This window comes from Maledivibacter halophilus, from assembly GCF_900167445.1.
GTDB lineage: Bacteria > Bacillota > Clostridia > Peptostreptococcales > Caminicellaceae > Maledivibacter > Maledivibacter halophilus.
This window is the reverse complement of the sequence record NZ_FUZT01000001.1, coordinates 575807-591555: the sequence shown is the minus strand read 5'-3', so window position 1 is coordinate 591555 and position 15749 is coordinate 575807. Positions and strand designations below refer to the sequence as shown.

At 29.0% G+C, this 15749-nt stretch carries 18 protein-coding genes; all 18 read right to left on the bottom strand.

Translation table 11 applies throughout. The features are described from left to right. Nucleotides 1–90 precede the first annotated feature (90 nt). The 18 genes from B5X81_RS28315 to B5X81_RS02625 all read right to left on the bottom strand — a co-directional run bounded on the left by B5X81_RS28315 (nt 91) and on the right by B5X81_RS02625 (nt 15636). Nucleotides 91–213: a hypothetical protein gene (locus B5X81_RS28315; RefSeq protein ID WP_280175240.1), complete on the bottom strand. Its 123-nt coding sequence runs from the start codon at nt 211–213 to the stop codon at nt 91–93. A gap of 80 nt (nt 214–293) precedes the next feature. Beyond that, nucleotides 294–1400 (bottom strand): sensor histidine kinase, encoded by a 1107-nt coding sequence (locus tag B5X81_RS02705; protein WP_079489171.1) that lies wholly within the window; start codon nt 1398–1400, stop codon nt 294–296. Next, nucleotides 1390–2097, bottom strand: coding sequence for a response regulator transcription factor (locus B5X81_RS02700; RefSeq protein WP_079489169.1), 708 nt, complete (start codon nt 2095–2097; stop codon nt 1390–1392). Before B5X81_RS02700 ends, B5X81_RS02705 begins: the two co-directional genes overlap by 11 nt. Nucleotides 2098–2195: 98 nt before the next feature. Further along, nucleotides 2196–3590, bottom strand: coding sequence for a UDP-N-acetylmuramoyl-tripeptide--D-alanyl-D-alanine ligase (locus B5X81_RS02695; protein ID WP_079489168.1), 1395 nt, complete (start codon nt 3588–3590; stop codon nt 2196–2198). Further along, nucleotides 3587–4669 (bottom strand): D-alanine--D-alanine ligase family protein, encoded by a 1083-nt coding sequence (locus B5X81_RS02690; protein WP_079489166.1) that lies wholly within the window; start codon nt 4667–4669, stop codon nt 3587–3589. Before B5X81_RS02690 ends, B5X81_RS02695 begins: the two co-directional genes overlap by 4 nt. Before the next feature lie 432 nt (nt 4670–5101). Beyond that, nucleotides 5102–5725, bottom strand: a complete 624-nt coding sequence (locus B5X81_RS02685) for a hypothetical protein (RefSeq protein ID WP_139380228.1) — start codon at nt 5723–5725, stop codon at nt 5102–5104. Between the two features lie 107 nt (nt 5726–5832). Beyond that, nucleotides 5833–6012 (bottom strand): hypothetical protein, encoded by a 180-nt coding sequence (locus B5X81_RS27705; protein WP_079489163.1) that lies wholly within the window; start codon nt 6010–6012, stop codon nt 5833–5835. A 61-nt stretch (nt 6013–6073) separates the two neighbouring features. Continuing rightward, nucleotides 6074–7219, bottom strand: a complete 1146-nt coding sequence (locus B5X81_RS02675; RefSeq protein ID WP_079489162.1) for a M23 family metallopeptidase — start codon at nt 7217–7219, stop codon at nt 6074–6076. Nucleotides 7220–7256: 37 nt separating this feature from the next. After that, nucleotides 7257–8060 (bottom strand): REP-associated tyrosine transposase, encoded by an 804-nt coding sequence (locus B5X81_RS02670; RefSeq protein WP_079489160.1) that lies wholly within the window; start codon nt 8058–8060, stop codon nt 7257–7259. Between the two features lie 84 nt (nt 8061–8144). Further along, nucleotides 8145–8741, bottom strand: coding sequence for a DUF6199 family natural product biosynthesis protein (locus B5X81_RS02665; RefSeq protein ID WP_079489159.1), 597 nt, complete (start codon nt 8739–8741; stop codon nt 8145–8147). Nucleotides 8742–8925: 184 nt separating this feature from the next. Next, nucleotides 8926–9861, bottom strand: coding sequence for a hypothetical protein (locus B5X81_RS02660; protein WP_079489157.1), 936 nt, complete (start codon nt 9859–9861; stop codon nt 8926–8928). A 432-nt stretch (nt 9862–10293) separates the two neighbouring features. Beyond that, nucleotides 10294–11385 (bottom strand): plasmid pRiA4b ORF-3 family protein, encoded by a 1092-nt coding sequence (locus B5X81_RS02655; RefSeq protein ID WP_079489156.1) that lies wholly within the window; start codon nt 11383–11385, stop codon nt 10294–10296. A 339-nt stretch (nt 11386–11724) separates the two neighbouring features. After that, nucleotides 11725–12099, bottom strand: a complete 375-nt coding sequence (locus B5X81_RS02650) for a LytR/AlgR family response regulator transcription factor (protein ID WP_079489154.1) — start codon at nt 12097–12099, stop codon at nt 11725–11727. A 230-nt stretch (nt 12100–12329) separates the two neighbouring features. Then, on the bottom strand, nt 12330–12470 hold the full coding sequence (locus tag B5X81_RS02645; protein WP_079489153.1) for a cyclic lactone autoinducer peptide: 141 nt from the start codon (nt 12468–12470) through the stop codon (nt 12330–12332). A gap of 16 nt (nt 12471–12486) precedes the next feature. Further along, a complete protein-coding gene (locus B5X81_RS02640; protein WP_079489151.1) occupies nt 12487–13095 on the bottom strand; it encodes an accessory gene regulator ArgB-like protein in 609 nt (202 codons plus the stop codon). Next, on the bottom strand, nt 13079–13951 hold the full coding sequence (locus B5X81_RS02635) for a sensor histidine kinase (RefSeq protein WP_079489150.1): 873 nt from the start codon (nt 13949–13951) through the stop codon (nt 13079–13081). Before B5X81_RS02635 ends, B5X81_RS02640 begins: the two co-directional genes overlap by 17 nt. A 12-nt stretch (nt 13952–13963) precedes the next feature. Next, nucleotides 13964–14431: a hypothetical protein gene (locus B5X81_RS02630; RefSeq protein ID WP_139380227.1), complete on the bottom strand. Its 468-nt coding sequence runs from the start codon at nt 14429–14431 to the stop codon at nt 13964–13966. Nucleotides 14432–14676: 245 nt separating this feature from the next. Continuing rightward, complete coding sequence (locus B5X81_RS02625; protein WP_079489146.1) at nt 14677–15636, bottom strand: SH3 domain-containing protein; 960 nt, start codon at nt 15634–15636, stop codon at nt 14677–14679. Nucleotides 15637–15749: the final 113 nt, after the last annotated feature.

Below are 15749 nucleotides of genomic sequence, written 5' to 3'. Positions count from 1 at the left end.
TAGGGATTATTACTTTTCTATACCGTGACAGGGGACGGTTCTTTGTCATGTTTTCACATTTTGCACAACGCCGCTGCTAATTTTAAATTATTACCTATCTATAAAATCTCTTGCTGCTTTTTCAGTCAATATGATTTTTTTCTTTTTTTCATTTCTTCTTATCATTATATGATATATTCCTGTACTACTTAATTCCCTTCTTTTTCTTACCATTTGCTTCACACCTTCATCTAAACCTTATTTATACCATAACAACAAAACAATGACAAAGAACCGTCCCTTGTCATATGTAATCATACTACTAGTAACTTTCTTTTATTTCTCCTTAACCTTACTTCAAAAACTGTACGCTCTAAACTACTATAAGCTTTGATTTCTCCGTTATGTAAATCTACTATATTTTTTGCAATAGCCAACCCCAATCCTGTCCCACCGGATTCTTTAGAACGGGATTTTTCTACTCTATAAAACCTTTCAAACAAATAGGGTAATTCCTGGGACTCTATTAGCTCTCCATAATTAATTACTTTGACTACAGTATCTTTTTCCTCATCTATTTCTATATCTATAGCTTTGCCCTTGTGGCCATAGCGGATAGCATTTGAAATTAGATTTTCAAATACTCTAACCATTAGATTGGGATCTATCCAAACAAAAATGCTTTCATTAGAAACCTGTAATTGACACTTCATATTTTTTTCTTGCATTGAAGGAGCAAAGTCCTCAATTAACTGCTCCATAAGCTCTACTAGATTCACCTTCTTCATTTCAACCTTCATTCCTCCGTAGCTTACACGGGTATACTCAAAAAGTTGGTCAATCAAGCCCTTTAAATGCAATGCCTTAGTATGGGCAATATCAATATAATATCGAAGTACAATCTCGTCTTTATATTGGTCATTAACAATTAACCCTAAATAGCCTAAAATAGAGGTTAAAGGGGTGCGTAAATCGTGGGATACACCTGTAACCAATTCATTTTTCTTTTTCTCCGCATTTCTTTCTTCTTCAATAGACTTCTTTATTTGACTAGCCATAAGGTTAATATTTGCTGCTAATACTCCTAATTCATTATTTGACTTGATGGGAATTTCAACATCAAAATTCCCCTTTGCTATTAAGTCTAAGCTTTGAGTAATTTCCTCTAAATAACGAATAGTTTTTTGACTTAATAGAAAGAAGTAAATAATAAAAAATAAAATTCCTGCCAATACTCCTAAAGGTAAAACCCCTATTGTATCATATAGTAATTTAAGAATATCATAAAAGAGTTTAAAATTCCTACCCAAAGCCAAAGCAAATAATATCAATCCAACTACTGTAATTGAAGCTGCTAAAATACTTATAATAAAAACAAATAGGATTTTCCATCTTATACTCTTTATCATTTTAATCTTCAAATTTATAGCCTACCCCCCATATCGTTTTAATGAATAAAGGGTTTTTGGAGTCACTTTCTATCTTTTCTCGAATTTTCCTAATATGTACTCTAACCGTATTATCTGACTCTAAATAGTCTTCCTTCCATACTATATGAAATATTTCATCAACTGTATATACCTTTCCAGGATTACTAGCCAGTAATAGTAGGATATCAAACTCGATAGGTGTCAGGTTTACAATATTATCAAATAGTGTTACGGTATGTATAGCTTTATTTATAGTTAAACCTTTACAAACAATTTCATCCTTTTCATAGGTTTCCCTAGAATTTTTAGGATTTAAATATAAATATCTCCTTAGCTGAGATTTAACCCTTGCAATTAATTCTAAGGGGTTAAAGGGCTTTGTTAAATAGTCATCGGCTCCTGTTGTCAAGCCAAGAATTTTGTCTATATCTTCCGACTTAGCACTTAACATCAAAATAGGTATATTCTTATCTTTACGTATCCTTCTACATACTTCAAGACCGTCAATCCCTGGCATCATAATGTCAAGAATCGCTAAATCAATAGCCTCCTTTTCTAAAGTTTCCAATGCTTCTTTGCCAGTATAGGCTTTTAATACACTATAACCTTCATTCATCAAGTAAATTCCCACTAAATCTGCAATTTCCTTTTCATCATCTATAATTAATATTTTATTTCTTTCCACCATTTTTTACATATACCCTTTCCAATAATTTTTTATTATTTATCTTCATTATTTTATACTATTTTAGGTATAAGTAAAAGGCTTATCTGTCACCTATACTATTAAGATATTATAGGTGTAAAGTCCTTTAAGTTATCCACAACCTCTTCTAAATGCAGTCCTCTAGAGCCCTTTACCAATATAATAGTATCTTTATTTATCACTTCCTTTAAGTTTTTTAATAAGTCCTTCTTCTTATTAAATGAAAAAACTTTATTATCTCCAAGCCTAATTTTAGCTTTTACAGCAATATGCTCAGCTAATTTTCCTATTGTAAAAACATAATCTATTTCATCTGATCTAATATCTTCACCTATCTTTTCATGTATCCCCACTTCATTTTCCCCAGTCCCTATCATATCTCCAAGGACAACGATCTTTTTATTATATCCCTTGAAGGAATATATGGTTTCTAATGCAGCTCTTAAGCTTATAGGATTTGACTTGTAGACATCATTTAAAATATCAAATCCGGCACTATGAATCAGCTCATTTCTCATTCCTGTACTATCTACCATAGACAATCCCTTCTCAATTAAGTTATAGGGGACATTAAGGTATCTAGCCACTGCAATAGCAGCAGCTCCATTATAAACCTGGTTTTTACCAAACATGGACAAGAAAAAATTTCTACAAACAGGCTTTTTTAATTCAAAGCAGATTCCTTTTTTATTAAGTGATGTAAATTCTACAGCATAATCATTATTTAGCTTAGTTCCAAAGGTTTCTTTTCTCTGTGTCAGATTAAGACCTTCTACACCCTTATGCAAGGGTAAGCTATCCCCTAAGTATACCAATAGCCCATCCTCCTTTAATCCTGATACTATTTCTAGCTTAGCCTTAAGGATATTCTCTACAGAACCCAGAGTATTGATATGTACATTGGTTGAATTGGTTATAACTCCAATATCGGGTAAGGCAATATTAGATAAGGTTTCTATTTCCCCTAAGGCTGACATACCCATCTCTATTACTGCTACCTCCGCATCCTCTTTCATTTGTAATAATGTTAGAGGCACTCCTAAATGATTGTTTAAATTTCCAAGGGTCTTATGGGTTTTATATTTTGTCTTTAAAATACTAGCTAAAATGTCCTTAGTTGAAGTTTTTCCATTACTTCCTGTAATGCCAATTACCTTTACAGGCAATTCCTTTCGATATTGCCTCGCCAATTCTTGAATAGCTAATAATGTATCATCTACAAAAATTAATGGAAAGTCTTTTGTTTTAGTTGGTTCATCTTTACTCCATAGAGCAGCTGCAGCTCCCTTTTTTATCGCTTCTTCAATAAAATCATGGCCATTAAATCTCTCCCCCTTTATGGGGATATAGAGCTGATTGGTTTTAATACTTCTTGTATCTATTGAAACCCCTTCTATCCAGAAACTTTCTCCTTTTTCATCTAATCCATTACCCTTAACCATTCTCTCAATATCTTTTAATTTTCGTTTAATCATATTATCCTCCTATCATATAGCAATGTTCCTTTTTTCTCATGGCGTTCGAAGGCATATTCTATGAGCTTCTCTATAAGCTGTTGATAGGAGGTTCCATCTGTTTTCTCCCATAGAACAGGTGTCATACTAGCCTTTGTAAATCCTGGCATGGTGTTAATTTCATTAACAAAAAACTTATCATTATGGCTTACGAAATAATCTACTCTTGCCAAACCATTACAATTTAAAAGTTTAAAGATTTTAAGAGCTGTTTCCTGCATTTTAGAAGTAATTTCATCTGACAGCCTTGCTGGTATAACAGGAATAAGCTTTCCATCAAGGTACTTAGCTGAGTAATCCATAAAGGGTTTTTCCTGTATAAACTCTCCTATTACAGAGCTTTTAGGGCTTTCATTGCCAATAACTGATATTTGCATCTCTCTCCCAATGATTTCTTTTTCAATAACTAGCTTGATATCATAAAAAAAGGCTTCATTAATTGCTTCTTTTAATTCTTCTATGTTTCCACAGCGATTAATACCTACACTTGACCCTAATCTTGCGGGCTTTACAAAGCAGGGATAACCAATTGCCTCCTCTAATCTTACATAGCTGTCTTTTTCACTTTTTATCCATTCTTGATAATCTAAAATTTCATATTGAGCTTGGGGCACATTAGCCTTTGAAAATAATTCCTTCGTCATGGCTTTATCAAAACCTACTGCCGATGCCATAATTCCATTGCCTACATAAGGCACATCCAAAAGCTCTAAAAGCCCTTGAATTGTTCCATCTTCACCATTTGTTCCATGTAAAGCAGGAAAAATAACAGTTCTGGTATTAGCTTTTATTTTCTTCAAAAAATCTTCAGCTATAGATTTTAAAATAGATTTTGTAGAAAAATTCTTTAACTCCCCTACATCCTTTATTGTCTCCCTTACAAGTCCTTTATTATACCAAATCCCATTCTTTGTAATGTAAATAGGATATACATTGTACTTCTCTTTATTTAAAGCATTAATAATAGATAAAGCAGTTAGTAAAGATACCTCATGCTCCACAGATTTTCCTCCATAAAGTACATAAACATCAACTTTCATATTTCCTTTTCCTCCTTCATTAGTTAATTGATTATAGTTTTATTATAGAGGTTTAAAATCCTAAAATCCTTATGGAAAACTTGAAGATTTTCTTAAGATTCTATTAAGATGGGACAAAATAAATCAAAGAAAGGCTTCTACGTGATACGTGATAGGGGACGGTTTTTTGTCATATTTTCACATTTTGCACAACGCCCCTACTAATTTCAAATTATTTTTGTTTAAAAACCTATCTATAAAATCTCTTGCTGCTTTTTCAGTCAATATAATTTTTTTCTTTTTCCATTTCTTCTTATCATTATATGATATATTCCTGTACTACTTAATTCCCTTCCTTTTCTTACCCTTTGCTTCACACCTTTATCTAAACCTTATTTATACCATAACAACAAAAGAATGACAAAGAACCGTCCCTTGTCATATAAATTAAATTTAATCAACAGTTATTCTCACAGAACCATTATATGCTAATCTTGCATGCCACGGGCTAGTTGACTCACCTGACATACCAAACCCTAAACCGTCCAAGAATTCAAATGAAAGTCCTGCTGATGTAGCCTGTTGTTTTGTGGCTTTCATAGTACCAGTTATGTTAAGATCACAATATGATGATGTTTGCTTTTGTATACTAGTATATTTATTTTCTAATTCAAAAGGTTTACTTCCTGACAAATAATGATCATAATCATTAACATCAATCAATGTGTAAACTACCTGTCCAAGTATTGTCTCTTTATATAGTTTAGTTTCTATCAAGGCAGTAATAGTAGTTGTATTACTAGAAGTAGGATTATATTCTCTTCTTAAGGGAACTGTTAAGTATCCACTTCTTAAAATATTAATTTCCTGTGTTAAAGGATCTTCAATTACAAGTTGCTCATATTTATCAATAATTTTAAAAGTCTCCCTATCTCTAATAATAGCAACAACTTTATTACACGATTCTTCGTATGAAACAATTGTGTTATGGACATCATAATTTGTTTCAATTTGCAGTATTCCCATATCTAACACTAATTTTGTATCGTTATCAGCAAAAGCACTTCCTCCGATCATTGAGATGAAAATCATACATAGAATTAATGTCGCAAATAATGATTTTTTCATTTTATTTGCTCCTTTCCTTAATATTAGGGGACGGGGGACGATTCTTTGTCATGTTTTCATATTTTGCACAACTCCCCTACTAATTTTAAATTATTTTTGTTTAAAAACCTATCTATAAAACCTCTTGCTGCTTTTTCAGTCAATATGATTTTTTTCTTATTTTCATTTCCTCTTATCATTATATGATATATTCCTGTATTACTTAATTCCCTTCTTTTTCTTACCCTTTGCTTCACACCTTTATCTAAACCTTATTTATACCATAATAGCAAAAGAATGACAAAGAACCGTCCTTTGTCATTCAATCTCTACCTTCTCTCCCCTTTTTATATAAGCTTCTTTAAATTTTTCACCTTCTATTTTTAAGTTTTTAAACTTTATCGGTAATCCTATTGCTAGATAAAAATTGGGATGATCCTGTAAATGGAAATGAAGGTGGGGCTCTGTTGAATATCCAGAATTTCCGCATTGACCTATTACTTGATGCTTTCCTACAAATTCCCCTTTTTTAACCATAATACTACCTGGAATAAAATGACCCATAAAGGAATATTCTTTTTCAGCATGTTTTATAATAACATAGTTTCCACGAAAATCCCTTGCTAAAAAATCGATCCACATGGTTCCAGGATTTTTAGCATTACAAACATTTCCTTTTACAGCAACTACCCTTCCTTCTGCTGGTGCTAGCACAGGCTTACCGTAACAATAATAATCATTTAAATTTTTTCCGCTTCTTGTATGGGTGGATTTATTAGAATCAATTTTTACAAAATCATAGGCATACCTTTGATTTATAACATTCCATGAATGAGAATCTTCTTGGTTTATACCTCCACTTACAACTATCCATTCTCCAGAAAAAGGGAGATGATATTCTACACTACTATTAAAATCCTTAGGAGAAAAATTTGTTTTGATTTTTCTTAATTCGGCTATTAAGGAACCAATTAAAGCAAATATATTCTGATATAACTGAATAGGATTTATAAAAATCAATATATACTGTGTTAAAAAATATATTATATTGCTTCTAATGGGATGTTTTCTGTAGGGCTTAGGAGGTAAAATAAATTCATTATCCTTACTATCTTTAATCTTTTCTTCACAATTAAAAACCCTTGGAAAAAATAAATTTGTAAAAAAGATACCTAAAGCTAAAACTATAGAAATTAATTTAAATATAACTATTATAAAAGAGTTTATTGGATAAATTCTATCTAAAAAAAGACTTAATATATATGTAAAACCAACTAACATTATAATCTTAGTCCATATATTAGGTCTTTTAAGATAGGGTATAAAAAATAAAGTAATAATAAAAACTCCACTTATAGTATTGCTGATAAATTTAATAGGAGATATAAAACTACTCACAAAGCTAAAAAAGCCCAGGAAAAGAACAAAGTTCCATAAAAAACCTGCTAAATTCTTATTATTCATGTATACACTCCTTCGCGTGACAGGGGACGGTTCCTTGTCATGTTTTCACATTTTGCACAACGCCCCTACTGATTTTTAATAAACTAGAAATATTTCTAATTGACAAATTTGATTTTTTTCTCAACTCTAAAATTAACTCATTTCTTAACTTTTTATTTTCCTTATTTCTTATTTCATCTAATTTTAAATTATTTTTGTTTAAAAACTTATCTATAAAATCTCTTGCTGCTTTTTCAGTCAATATAATTTTTTTCTTCTTTTCTTTTTTTCTTTCATCAATAAAAACATCTTCGTTTTCTTGTAATGAATATTCTATAAATAGTTTTACTGCTTCTCTTTTATTTTTTGAGAACATCAGCAATATAAAATTATTATCTACTATACTATTTTTATTATAACCCTTTGAAGTATATGAACTATAACTACTCCATTTATATTTTAAAGGGCTTTTTACTATTCCAGCTTTTACTGGATTATTGTGTATATATCTTATTACTTGCAATAAGTATATATCATCCTCTACTGTTTCACTCTTGAATCTATCTTGGAATACATGTCCTACTCTTTCATATTTTTTGTTGAAATAATATGCATAGCTTATATTTATTCTTTTCATATTTCTAGATATATCCTCTTTTTCCTCTTTTAATAGTAAATGAACATGATTGTTCATCAAACAATATGCATAAAGCTTATATTCATTATCTTTTTTCTTATCAAATAGTATGTTAATAAATTTTTCTCTATCATCATCGTCAAGAAATATATTTCTTTTTTCATTTCCTCTTATCATTATATGATATATTCCTGTACTACTTAATTCCCTTCTTTTTCTTACCATTTGCTTCACACCTTCATCTAAACCTTATTTATACCATAACAACAAAACAATGACAAAGAACCGTCCCTTGTCATTCTTTTTTTGTTATATTATAAATCTAAGGGCTATTAGTATTGCTAAACCAATAAAGCAAGCTCCAATAAATTTAACAAAAAATATATAAAATACACTAGGTTCATAGCTTTCATATAGAAATAAAGCTCTCATGTTTATAACTAAGCTGGGATTGAAAAACATTACTAATCCTATTATTATAATAAATGCGTTTATAATTATATAGGATATATACATTTTATTTATATCATTTTCTAATATATTTAAAAACTTAAAATAATGATGTCTTCTAAATAAAATATCCTTACCTTTTGTTTCATAATTGTATTCTCTTTGGTCAGGAAATTTAATAAACACATCATTATCAGCGTATCTTACTTTGTATATCTCTTCATTATTTATAATAACATCAAATTGATTCTTTGTTTCAGAATCATACAGGATGTCTATTTGACTACTTCCGCGAATATATGTGTCTTTAGTTTTAGAAACTCCATCTTCTTTTATTGTTTTCGTTTCCTCATATTTAAAATTATCTATCTTTCTTCCAAACCTTGGAGATATAAATGGCAGGATAATGATTGAAATAAATATCAGCAATGCTAATATTAATTTTTTAGTATTCATATTTTTCCTTCTTTCAATATTTAATTTTAATATGTTATATAATATACTCCATTAATTATTTCAATGCTACATTTATAAATACAATTCAATGATATAAATATTAAAAGATTTAGAGAAGCTAGGAAATTTCATATGAAATTTCCTAGCTTTTTTCCTTTCAGAACAAGAAATTGGATAATTTCATTTAGTCTTCATCTGGATAATCATAATAAATAACATCTAAAGTTTCATAATATGGATCTGTATAGTAGTTAATGTAACTATCATATGCTTCTTCTATTAAATAGTTTCTGTCCCAATAATGGTCAGTTACTCTCGTAAATTCCTGAGATTCATTTATATCCGATCTTCCTGCCCTTTGATAAGAAATGTCAATCTCATACCAACCACGTTGTGCTCCAGAAAAAGTATAATATTTATTATCTAAATTACTATAAATATGATCTGAATCTTCAACAAGAATATATCTACTAGTAATAGTTGATTCAGGCATTACCACTAAAATATCATCTGTATGTGGACTTATTGGACTACCTACACCTAATATTGTTGCAGGAACCCATACTAATGGAGGACCATATCCAAGTCCTATTGTAAAAGCTTTATTTATTACTGTTTCTATTGCTTTTCCTTTATATCTTGCATCTGGTAACCCTACATAATCAATTTCCATAAAAACTTCTTTCATATTATAACCCCTATATGTGAAATCATCACTTGACGTATATTCAGAAATTTCTTTAGGCTCAGTCTCATAAATAGTAATTTTATTAATTTTCAAACCTTCTTTTTGTCTTCTTATAACTTCATCTTTAAAAGCATTATATATTCCTATTTCTTTACTTACTTCATATGCTTTTTCAATAAGGATATTATAAGTATCGTTAGTTTCGCTTATATTTTCTTCATACTTACATATTTTACTATTCAGATTATCAATTGCCTCCTCAAAATTTATAACTATTTTTTTCGCTTTTAAATCTATTCCATCTACTTTATAGAATTTATACATATTATCTTGTACAACACTTCTATCTAAATTGTAAGCATATACAGGTTGAAATGCAAATAGAATAATAAGACTTAATGCAACAGTTAATACTTTAATTGACCTTTTCATAAATTTACCTCCTTAATAATATATATTGTTAAAACTAATTTCTAATGCAAAATCTTTCCGCCGACAAAACTATTTTACATCTTTGTAAATATATTACTAAACATAGATGTAAAACACAACCCCTTTTGCACAACTGTCCATATTTCATCTATAACTGACCGTTTTTGAGGCATATTTGACCATTTCCAATACATATTTGATAATTCATAATTAAAAAAATTGCATAACTATAATTTGGCTAAGTTGCATAATATATATGGTATATCTATGAAAATTTTCAAACTATATACAGCAGACAATTTTTGCCAAAAGTAACTATACAATTTACTCAATTAAATAATTCAAAAACATAACAAAGACCTATCTATTATTTCTCTGAAGAATAGATAAGTCTTTCATTGATTCTTCATATAAAAATTTTTACAATATTCTCTAGCTCAATCTCTTTAATGATACTTTAAGTCTTCTATTAACCAATTCAAAATCAAAATTTCTATACCCCTGCATTTTAGACCAATTTACCATATCATGATGCTCAGGATGCTTAGGATCAGATATTGCTTCTAAAAATTCATCATACCCTAACTCTCCACCTACATCCTCTGGTGGTGCATTTCCTTTACCGTCTATGCATATAGGATAATTTTTCATATAGTTTTCAATTGTTTTTTCTACAGTAATATAGTGCTCCCAGTTGTCGCCAAAATCATAGTTGTATTTTATCCTTGAGTATTTAGGAAGATATTCTGATAGTTTAATATTGCTTTCTTGCAGCATAGGTACTTCATTTGGATATTCAAAAGCATCATTACTACAAACTAAATTAACAACAGGCTTGTCACCATCAAATACATAAAAATCATGAAGATGATAATCCTTCCAATCAAATACAATTTGAAGTATATGATGAAACTGCTTAAATGTAATATAATCTGGCACAATGATACTTCTCCAAACCTTGTGATTTAAAAGATTAAGTAATATTTTTAGCTCTAGGGCCCTACAGCTAAAGATAGATGAAGATACAAAGTTTTCCAAATCCTTGTACATATTTTCATTGGGATATATGTACTCATTTTTCCCATTACCCACAAGCAGAGCACTTACTACCATACTAACATTGCTTTGATTTATGGAATTTGCATCCAATATTTCTCCAGAAGAATATACATTATCACAAGATTTATTCATCCTTGCAACCATTGATCTATTTTTTGTTTTGGCATAGCTAACTTTAGGCGAAGCATTTATAAATTCTTCTACAATTTCAGCTTTTATCCCTTCCGCCAGTAAAGTCTCACGAATAGCATTGATTGCAATTTCATCAAGCTTTTTAAAGTCTTTGGACTTTAGTCCATACAAAATAATTGTATAACGATTGCTATCATTGACAAGGACTACGGTATTTCTACGATTAATACTTATCAGGTTTGCATGCCATGAAAAGAGTGGTTTTTCATCTTTAATCAAAGTTGTCTTAGTTTTAAGAATATCCATTAGTTTCTTTGTACATTGAATCAGCATCCTTTATATTCCCTCCCTCTTTATTTTTTATACAGCACTTATTATATTAGTACTTGGGCTTTAATCTAATAACAAAATCTCTTCTTTCAATAAACAAATTTTAGTAACATCGTAGAACCATTTATATTGGTACTTTCTTTGACAGCATATTAACAAGATTTCTCCTTTTTAACTTACTCTCCTTTAGATTCTTGCCAAAAAAAGCTAATTATTTCATCTAAGCACATATTTTCTAAACTTCATAGTTCACTTCCCTATTTATTAATTTACAAATATATTACTAAATAAAGATGTAGAACACAATCTCTTTTGTACAATCATCTCATATCTATTATTTCTCTAAAAAATAGACAAGCCTTTCATTAGTTCCTCATATTTTTTTCTGCTTAAACTAGCCTTCTTATCAGTATCAAAAAATTGAATTTCGTATGTCCGGTCACCTACTTCTTTTATCTTTTTGATTTTCTTCTTATTAACTATGAAGGATCTATGGGTTTTAGTAAATTTATCGTCTAAATTTTCTTCTAGCTCCTTTAAAGTGCTGTTCAAAGTGTATGTATTTTTAGCTGTATGGGCTAAAACCTTTCTATGACTTTTTTCAAAATATAATATGTCCTTTACCATTACAAAATTTATATGTCCTTCTTCTTTAATAGCTAGTTTATCTAAATTATTATCATTCTCATTTAATATTTCATTTTGAATAGCTTTCATAATCCCTGCCTCCTTTTAAAGTCCTAAATATTAACGGGCTTCAAAAAAATATATGGAAATACGTAATAAGAATTTATTGCGTACTCCATATATACTGTGATAAAGATGAAACTTATCTACGGTAAACTATTTTTTACCTTATTTACTAAAGGTGTTATTTTCTCTAGCATTTTTCCTAAATACTGATCGTCGCTACATATTAAAACATCCATTAAAAGTTAAATCTTGAATTATAAATCCCTCTTTAAGCTTTCTGGAATATCTGGTTCATAAGTCCAATACCAACATCTAGTACTAACGCCACTCATAGCTACTAAAGTAAGTAAACAAGCTGCTGATGATAATAAAAAAGTTTTTAAGCTTTTAAACATATTTGATTATCCCCCTTTAGTTAATATTTATCTTAAGTAATTTAAAGTCCATAAATCTATAACCTAATGGAGTTGTAAAGAAAAATGCTAGAGCAACACCTAATAAGCTTGATATTACATATTTAAATAGCTCTAAGCTGTTTAAATAGCTAATTAATATAGCCCAAAATGTTAATAAAATCATTGTTTCAATTTTTATTTTTTTTCGTGTAGCTTTATTTTTTATCATTTTCTTTTCAGTCCCTGCAGGAATCCATAAAATTGTGGCTATCACAGCTAATATATAAACTATTAAAATTAATATCGTAATCTGTGTAAATTTTAGATCAACTATTTCTCCCACTTTTCCTAATAAAAGTATTAAAAGAACACTAACAAAATAACATTTATTATAAGTATCAGCATGGGTTCCTCCAATAATTCTTCTAAAAAAAACAAATGATATCATTACAACTAAAGTAGTAATAAAAATATTTAAAAAATATGCTAATACCAACATACTTATAGTTTTTGCTAAATCTCCTAAAAAAACCTGTAGACCATAGGAAAGTATCTCCCTCTTTTCATCATCATATTTCAATTCCTTTGCCATATAGTTTGAAATACTATCAGCTAACCTCTTCATTATAATTACCTACCTCCCTAGGTAATGTTACAGTACATAATACTGTACCTATATCTGTATTTTTGATATCTATAGAACCATCGTACTTGTCCAGAATTTTTTTAGAAATATATAGTCCATATCCCCTTCCCGAAGATGCCTTTGAGGTATTTCCCTGTTTAAATAAATTTTTCATAATATTATTTTCCATTTGTCCTGTATTTTCAATTTCAAACACAAAATTATTATTATAATAATCAATCACTACCTTCATCCACTTTTTTCCCTCCGTCATTGAGGCTGCTTCTATTGCATTTTCAATAAGGTTTGAAAAAAGTATACATAAATCCCAAGAAGGTATATTCATACAATTCAGTTTTTGTTTGATTCTAGTATAGAAAAATATATTTTTTTCACGGGCTATTTCTCTTTTAGCATTAATCAATGCAGTAAGTGCTGGATGTCCTGCACTGATAATACCACCATTGAATCTATAATTCTTAGATATACCTTTTAAATACTTAGATAGTTCTTCATATTCTTCTAAATATACCAGTGCCCCTATAGATTGAATATGGGTTAAATATTCTAGTCTTTGGGAATGTAATAAATTTATTAACTCTTCTGTATTTTTCATATTGGCTTTTATTAACTTGAATTCTGCTTCCTTTTTTTCATAATAGCTAAATTTTTTTAAGGAAATAAATATAAGAGTGGTTGTTATTACTATAATTACTGTAAGAATATAATTAAAGAATATATTTTCTTCAATTATATTTAAAGTATTAGAATTCCATATTATACCATTAAGTATACTTATAATAATGGCTTGAAATAACATGGTAAATATAATTATATATTTATTTTTGTTCTTCAAAACTACCACCTTCTAATCATTAATATCACATAGATATAGATTTTTTCTTATAATAATCATCAGGAAAATCAAGTATATTAAAGAAACCGGAATACTAACTAAAATTAATTTTTTAGAATTATAATATAAATTAGCTATATCTATTCTAAAAGCTATACTAATTATCGGTATTATAATATTTTGAAGTGCCACTTGTGATATATAGCTTATAGCTACTGGAATAATGGCTTTATAATATTTAATTTTAAAAAATATAATAACAAGTAAATATAATGTTATAATTTGCACTATTGAATGAAGTCCGAAATATACATTAGTCATTCTTACAAACAAAGCAATTCCAGATTGAATTCCTGCAACAATTAAAATCTTCCACAATTTTATATCCCTTACATTTGATAGATTGAATCCCATAAGAAGTGCTAATGCAGCCTCTGGAAAAGAAGCAAAAACCGCAACCCATATATATTCTAGCATCATATGTTCCCCCTATTAATCCGATACAAAACTAATTAATGTCCTTAATATATATAATACACAAATTCAGCCAAAAATGTTGTCATAATTTGTAACTTGTGTAATTTTTTTATTTTTTTCCTATATAAAGTATAGCAAACGCTGTTTTTCCCTACTATTTTTCAGCACAAAAAAACCTACTAGTTTTTTAAATAAAACTAATAGGCTTCAATTATTAACTGAGGAAATTAGAATTATCTATAATTTTCTCAACTATTATTATCTAATCCCTCAAAAACATCCTTTGCTGTGTACTCTGTTCCCTTGATTTTATCAAAGTCTTCTACTTCAAACCATCCCTTTACTCCATTTGCCTTTTCCACCTGACACCATTTTTTATTATCACTGGATAATAAAGTTACTTCCTCTCCTACAGTAAGAGCAGCTATCATTTCATTTTCAGTAGTAGATTTTAATAATGGAATGCTTTTTAAAACCTTAACCTTTTGATTGATTTGATATAGCTCCTGGGGCTCTTCTACAAGCATATGTCCTGTAGATAGCTTATATTTCTTAGAATAGCTCCATGAATAAAGGATATTTCCCTTTGCCGGTATTATTAAACTTCCATCACCATTAATAGTTATATCATTAATATGTCCATGAATTTTACCTATGTAATATATATTGTCTGTAGAGTATATGTAAAATTTAGTTTTTGGTTCTTTACTATTTGATCCCCATTCACTTATTGCAATTTCCTTTACATGATCTTCAATATCAATGTCTACAACTTTAAAATCATAGTCTACATTTAAACCTATACTTGTTATAGAAATATCATTAGTAAACAGTCTATAGTATTTATTTTGGCTAGATTCAAGTTTAATAATTTCTCTTTCCCCATCATTATTGAGATCAGCATCTAAAACCTTTGTCTTTTTTATATTATCAGAAAAGGATTGGTGCTGCTGGAATGTTTCTATTTCTTTTTTTAGCGTATCAATCTTTGAATCCTTTTTCTTTATTCCCTCATTAAGGCTTTTATTTTTCTCTACTAATTCCTTATTTTGATTGTTAAGTAATTGATTTTCCTTTTCTAAGGATTTAATTTGTTCCTTTAAAAGACTGTTATCTGACTCAAGTTTTTCCACAGCCACCTCAACCTCATTATTTGAACAGGAGGTCAATAAAAAAGTTACTATTAGTATAATATAAAATTTTTTCATATCCCATCACCCAAAATCTATTATAATTGATTTTGTAATTAATTGGTAGTTGTATTTTCTTAAAAATTTCTTACAAAATTAATTATACTTATTTTAAAAACAATAAACCTTTA

Excerpts from the sequence above, each read along its gene's own strand:
- B5X81_RS28315 (WP_280175240.1), bottom strand. The coding sequence starts at position 213 with ATGGTAAGAAAAAGAAGGGAATTAAGTAGTACAGGAATATATCATATA.
- B5X81_RS02655 (WP_079489156.1), bottom strand. The coding sequence starts at position 11,385 with ATGCTGATTCAATGTACAAAGAAACTAATGGATATTCTTAAAACTAAG.
- B5X81_RS02685 (WP_139380228.1), bottom strand. The coding sequence starts at position 5,725 with ATGATCGGAGGAAGTGCTTTTGCTGATAACGATACAAAATTAGTGTTA.
- B5X81_RS02645 (WP_079489153.1), bottom strand. The coding sequence starts at position 12,470 with ATGTTTAAAAGCTTAAAAACTTTTTTATTATCATCAGCAGCTTGTTTA.
- B5X81_RS02630 (WP_139380227.1), bottom strand. The coding sequence starts at position 14,431 with ATGATGCTAGAATATATATGGGTTGCGGTTTTTGCTTCTTTTCCAGAG.
- B5X81_RS02675 (WP_079489162.1), bottom strand. The coding sequence starts at position 7,219 with ATGAATAATAAGAATTTAGCAGGTTTTTTATGGAACTTTGTTCTTTTC.
- B5X81_RS02660 (WP_079489157.1), bottom strand. The coding sequence starts at position 9,861 with ATGAAAAGGTCAATTAAAGTATTAACTGTTGCATTAAGTCTTATTATT.
- B5X81_RS02690 (WP_079489166.1), bottom strand. The coding sequence starts at position 4,669 with ATGAAAGTTGATGTTTATGTACTTTATGGAGGAAAATCTGTGGAGCAT.
- B5X81_RS02650 (WP_079489154.1), bottom strand. The coding sequence starts at position 12,099 with ATGAAAGCTATTCAAAATGAAATATTAAATGAGAATGATAATAATTTA.
- B5X81_RS02640 (WP_079489151.1), bottom strand. The coding sequence starts at position 13,095 with ATGAAGAGGTTAGCTGATAGTATTTCAAACTATATGGCAAAGGAATTG.
- B5X81_RS02695 (WP_079489168.1), bottom strand. The coding sequence starts at position 3,590 with ATGATTAAACGAAAATTAAAAGATATTGAGAGAATGGTTAAGGGTAAT.
- B5X81_RS02665 (WP_079489159.1), bottom strand. The coding sequence starts at position 8,741 with ATGAATACTAAAAAATTAATATTAGCATTGCTGATATTTATTTCAATC.
- B5X81_RS02700 (WP_079489169.1), bottom strand. The coding sequence starts at position 2,097 with ATGGTGGAAAGAAATAAAATATTAATTATAGATGATGAAAAGGAAATT.
- B5X81_RS02670 (WP_079489160.1), bottom strand. The coding sequence starts at position 8,060 with ATGGTAAGAAAAAGAAGGGAATTAAGTAGTACAGGAATATATCATATA.
- B5X81_RS02625 (WP_079489146.1), bottom strand. The coding sequence starts at position 15,636 with ATGAAAAAATTTTATATTATACTAATAGTAACTTTTTTATTGACCTCC.